We start from the raw sequence: 5,832 nt of genomic DNA, 5'->3' as shown, positions 1-5,832 counted from the left end.
AAAATCGGTACTTACTAAGGTAATTACGTTTTAGAGTAAGATCGTTGTTTATATTCCGCATAACTTTTAGCTTTATTCTTTAAAGCTAATTCTGTTACCGAATTATCTGACCTTTACAGCAATGACGCGCGGAAAAGAAATTTACCGACACCTAATCCACAATCTCCTTTTTAACCGCCGGATAACGGATCAATTCCACCCATTCACCGACAATATCCCCCGTTTTACCTAATAACTATGTGTGAATTTTGATTTTGAGGCCACATTTGTCCTATAAATCATCACTAACTATGACAACTTTATTAACCGTACCTGCAATGATAACCATAACCAAGTTTATTGTTCATGCCGTTGCAGCAATCCATTTATTAGGTCATTTAGTAAAATAAATAGTTACCTACCTATGTTTATTCGGATTACTGTAATAAAAACAGTAATCCGTTAAAAAATCATTGATATTCCAATTTTCTATACCATTTTTACGCTATGGTAAAACAACCCATTATCACTGTAAAAAACCTGGTGAAAAACTATGGCGATTTTAAGGCCGTAAAGGGCATTAGCTTTGAAGTATATGAGGGCGAAATATTTGGCTTGCTGGGCCCAAACGGCGCCGGCAAAACCACCACCCTCGAAATTATTGAAACCCTGCGCGACAAAACATCCGGCGAGATAACGGTTGATGGGTTTAATATAGAAACCGATGCCGCCAGTATTAAAAAGCGCATAGGCGTACAACTACAGGCCGCGGGCTATTATCCAAACCTAAATCTTACCGAATTGATTAATCTTTTTTGCGGCCTTTACGGGATTGAGCGCAGCCCAATGGAAATGCTGGAAAAAGTAGCATTGACGGATAAAGCCAAATCAAAATATAAAGAACTTTCGGGTGGCCAAAAGCAGCGGTTCTCAATCGCCACCACTTTAATTAATAACCCGCGTATAGTGTTTTTGGATGAGCCTACAACAGGCCTCGACCCGCAAGCGCGCCGTAACTTATGGGACCTGATACGCGACATACGCGACCAGGGCACTACCGTTGTTATCACCACCCATTATATGGACGAAGCCGAGGTGCTTTGCGACCGCGTTGCCTTTGTTGATGGCGGTAATATAATAGGTGTAGATACACCGGATAACTTTATTGATAAACTGGTTGAATCCGGCTTCGAAAGAAAAAAGGAAGTGAAACTGGCTAACCTGGAAGATGTGTTTATTAACATGACCGGTAAAGAGTGGCGGGAAGAATAGGCCAGTTGGCAGTTTTCGGTTTGCAGTTAGCAACCAATAATGACTCAATGACTAATGACAAATAACCCAATGACAGATAAACCATATAGTAATTTTAAAGCAACCCTGGCTATTGCAACGGCCAGTTTCCGTTCCATCATACGCAGCCCATCATCCGTAGTGTTTACATTACTTTTTCCGTTGATATTTATATTGGTGTTTGGCTTTATCAGCGGAGGGAGTGTTATTTCTGTTGATGTTGGCGTAGCTAAAACCAATGATACCATTAACCCTGTTTACCAGGCGCTGAAAAAAATAAGCGTGGTACATTTAATATACAATCAAACTCCGCGGCAAATGGAAGCTAACCTAAAAAAGGGAACCATTGATGCGATAATGAATATCCAAAAAAATACCGCGCCCCCTTATTTTACGGTGAATATTCAATCCAGCAAAGCATCTGGCGATAAGATCAGTATTCTGAAATCGGCTTTAAATAATATTTTTTTCGTAATTAATTCGCACGTGCCTGATGCCCCACCGCCGGTTGCTATCATAAAAGAGTCGACCGTACAAAGCCGCGAGTATAAAACTATCGACTTTATTTTACCAGGACAGCTGGGGTTCTCCTTATTAAGTACAGGCGTGTTTGGCACGGCTTTCGTTTTTTTAAGCCTGCGGATAACGCTGGTTATAAAACGCTTTTTTGCCACGCCGGTAAAACGCTATAGCATTGTAATTGGTGAGGCGTTGGCACGTATATCCTTCGCTTTAATTGGTGCTTTATTTATTATTACCATTGGGCACTTTGCTTTTGGTTTTACGCTGGTTCACGGGTTTCTCACGGTGATAGATATGCTCATACTCTCCTTTATTGGGGTCGTCGTTTTTATGGGTTTTGGGTTTACGGTATCAGGCATAGCTAAAAACGAAAGTACGGTGCCGCCTATCGCTAATATGATAACGCTGCCGCAGTTTTTACTATCGGGTACGTTCTTTTCTATTAATGTGTTCCCGGCATGGTTGCAACCTATCAGCAGGGCATTGCCGTTAACTTATTTAAATGATGCCATGCGTAAAGTAGCATTCGAGGGTGCAAGCCTGATGGATGTATCGCATCAAATATTAATTCTGTGCCTTTGGGGCGTGGGGATATATTTTGTGGCGGTTAAAACGTTTAAATGGGAGTAAACACGATTTAAGGATTTGTTGGATTGTTTTTGATTTTAATTGACAAATAAATAATGTGATATGAAATTTTCATTTTTCTTATTAGCAATTTTCCTGTCATTTCAAATTGTTATATCACATGCCCAACCACGCGGTATACATATTAGCTGGAATGGCACCGGCAAAAAAGCAACAGCAACCGCCATGGCTGTTACCTGGTTAAATGATAATACCGATAACGGCGTTGTTAAATATGGAACCCGGGCTGAAAACTTAGATCAAACGGTAGCAGCTGTTGAAGCTTTTTCATCGGGCGTTAAAACTTATGTTAGTAAAGCCACCATCCAAAATCTGAAACCTGCAACCTATTATTTTTATAAAGCAGGGTCGGATAAGAACGGATGGAGCGCGGTATATAAATTTAAAACGGCCCCTGCCGAAGGTGACAAATCAAAAATATTCATCGGCTTATGGAGTGATACGCAGAATAACGGCGGCAATCTCAATTTCGAACAAACAGACACCATAGTAAAGCAATTAAGCAAGAATACTTATAATTTTACTATCCATACCGGCGATATTGTAGAGAACGGCTCTGTCGCCAAAAGCTGGAACGGCTATTTTAATACGGGGCAGCTTGTTAACGCAAATACGCCGTTAATGTCGGTACCCGGTAATCATGATGTGGTGAATGATACTACATCGAAAATCTTTCAGCGCCCTTTCCCTATATTTTTTGAGTTGATGAATTTGCCCGGGAATCAGTTGAACTATTCGTACAATTATGGTAATGCGCATTTTATCGCTATCAATTCCGGTTACGCGCAGGGGGCCGAAAAAGTGGGCAAGGTTTTGTTTGCAGAAAATTCTGAAGAATATAAGTGGTTGGAAACTGACCTAAAAAATGCAAGGCAAGACAAAAATATTAATTGGATAATTATGTACTCGCATTATCCATTGTTTGCTTTTGGTGTGAGCCATATCCAAACCTGGCAAAATCATATACAGCCATTGGTTGATAAATATAAGGTGGACCTGTACATAGCGGGCCATCGCCATGTGTACGAAAGGCATAAAGCTATAAAGGGCGCCCAAATATTTGAGCAGGCCGATATGCACGTTTACAACAAACCCCAGGGCACTGTTTATGTAAACAATGGTTCAAGCGGCGGGTCATTACAAGGTGCAGGTGGCTGGGATATGCCCGATATGCTATTTACACCACGGCAAAAAATATATACCTATTCTGAAATGACCATCGAGGGTAATACCATTGAGTATAAGGTGTTTGACAAACAAGGTACCCCGGTTGATTATTTCAAACTGATTAAAGATTAACATCAGGTAATATTTGGCTATCTTTTTTCATTTGTTACCGTATAAATGGCTTAACACGCTTGCCGTTTAAACCTTGTTAATGAAATCTGGTGCCTTTAAAATAGCCGCAATTTATACAGTATCTGGTCTTTTATGGATTATTTTAAGTGATAAACTATTAATTGTGATGGGGGACGCAATGAGTGTTTCTTCCATTCTGTTTATAAGCAGCATAAAAGGGTTTTGCTATGTTATCTTAACCGGCTTTATATTATATAAACTTATTTTATTATACAACAGCCGGTTACAAGAGAGTGAGAAGCAATACCGCAGTTGTTTTGAAGCTCACCCTTCGCCCATGTGGATATGCAATCGGCGCACTTTTAATTTTACGGCTGTTAATAATGCAGCAATAGTTAATTATGGCTATACCCTGGAGGAGTTTAAAAACATGACTATGCTTGATATCCGGCCTAAGGCTGACGTGGGAAAAGCATACTCCGCAGTGAGAAATATAAAAAGCGCCTATAATGACTTCGGTGTTTGGACACATTGTAAAAAAGACGGCACACAAATACAGGTGAGGATCACATCTCATGTGATATCAGGTAAAGAAGATCATATAATGATTATGGCTACCGCCGTTACTGAAATTAAAAGGTAATAGCTAAAACACCCGGGTAAAACCCCTATGGTAATGGACTGTAACATTAAATTTATGTTAATCTTAAAGTTATTTCCCACTTATTTATTTGAAATTGTATCTTTGAAAAACTAAACGATTTAAGTGTACTATTCACACTAAGTCGGAAACCAATAAATTGCAAATAAAATGAGTTTAATAATTGATGTTCACGCCCGCCAGATCCTTGATTCGCGCGGAAACCCTACTATTGAAGTAGATGTATTAACCGAAAATGGCTATTTGGGCCGTGCCGCTGTACCTTCGGGTGCATCAACAGGTATCCATGAGGCTGTTGAGTTGCGTGATGATGATAAAGCGGTTTACATGGGTAAAGGCGTTTTAAAAGCTGTTGCCAACGTAAATGATGTTATAGCTAAAGAATTACAGGGTATCGACGTATTCGATCAAAACAGTATCGACAAGATAATGATCGAATTAGATGGTACGCCTAACAAAGGTAAATTAGGCGCTAACGCTATATTAGGTGTTTCGCTTGCCGCTGCCAAAGCTGCCGCGCAGGAAAGCCGCCAACCTTTATACCGCTACATTGGTGGTGTAAATGCGAATACTTTGCCTATCCCGATGATGAACATTGTTAACGGCGGTTCACACTCCGACGCGCCTATCGCGTTCCAGGAGTTTATGATTATGCCGGTTGGCGCGTCATCTTTCTCTGAAGCATTGCGTTGGGGGACAGAAGTTTTTCATAACCTTAAAAAGATCTTACATGACCGTGGCTTAACAACTACTGTTGGTGATGAAGGTGGTTTTGCCCCAACTTTTGAAGGTACCGAAGATGGTGTTGAAACCATTTTAAAAGCGATTGAAAAAGCAGGCTACAAACCGGGTGTTGATATTTGTTTGGCATTTGATTGCGCTGCATCTGAGTTTTATGTTGATGGTAAATATGATTATACCAAATTTGAAGGTGCAAAAGGTGCTATCCGTACCAGTGCAGAGCAAGTAGAATATTTGGCTCAGCTGGCAGAAAAATACCCTATTATATCTATTGAAGACGGTATGGCCGAGGATGACTGGGCCGGCTGGAAATTATTAACCGAGCGTATTGGCGATAAAGTACAGTTAGTAGGTGATGATTTGTTTGTAACCAACGTAACCCGTTTACAACAAGGTATAGACGAAGATACTGCTAATTCCATCCTGGTAAAAGTTAACCAGATAGGATCGTTAACAGAAACTATTAACGCGGTTAGCCTGGCGCAAACACATGGTTATACTTCGGTAATGAGTCACCGTAGCGGCGAGACTGAAGACAGCACTATTGCTGATTTAGCCGTAGCATTAAATTGCGGACAAATTAAAACCGGCTCGCTTTCACGTTCAGACAGGATAGCTAAATACAACCAGTTGTTACGTATAGAAGAAGAATTAGGCGCTAACGCTAAATTTATCGGCAAGAACTTTAAGTT

General features: G+C 40.4%; 5 protein-coding genes. All 5 read left to right on the top strand.

Annotation, left to right across the window (positions count from 1 at the left end; all coding sequences use genetic code 11):
- Positions 1-486: 486 nt before the first annotated feature.
- Positions 487-1,251 carry an ABC transporter ATP-binding protein gene (locus JWP71_RS14365; RefSeq protein ID WP_299501280.1) on the top strand — a complete coding sequence of 255 codons (765 nt, stop codon included), beginning with the start codon at positions 487-489 and terminating at the stop codon, positions 1,249-1,251.
- Positions 1,252-1,320: 69 nt separating this feature from the next.
- Entirely contained in the window at positions 1,321-2,421 is a 1,101-nt protein-coding gene (locus tag JWP71_RS14360; protein ID WP_299501277.1) for an ABC transporter permease, read from the top strand.
- Between the two features lie 60 nt (positions 2,422-2,481).
- On the top strand, positions 2,482-3,738 hold the full coding sequence (locus JWP71_RS14355) for a metallophosphoesterase family protein (protein WP_299501275.1): 1,257 nt from the start codon (positions 2,482-2,484) through the stop codon (positions 3,736-3,738).
- Between the two features lie 79 nt (positions 3,739-3,817).
- On the top strand, positions 3,818-4,381 hold the full coding sequence (locus tag JWP71_RS14350; RefSeq protein ID WP_299501273.1) for a PAS domain S-box protein: 564 nt from the start codon (positions 3,818-3,820) through the stop codon (positions 4,379-4,381).
- A 168-nt stretch (positions 4,382-4,549) separates the two neighbouring features.
- Positions 4,550-5,832 (top strand): phosphopyruvate hydratase (gene eno / locus JWP71_RS14345; RefSeq protein WP_299501270.1); only part of this gene is annotated, 1,283 nt, incomplete at its 3' end.

The organism is Mucilaginibacter sp. (assembly GCF_028287845.1).
GTDB lineage: Bacteria > Bacteroidota > Bacteroidia > Sphingobacteriales > Sphingobacteriaceae > Mucilaginibacter.
This window is presented reverse-complemented; position numbering and strand designations above follow the sequence as displayed.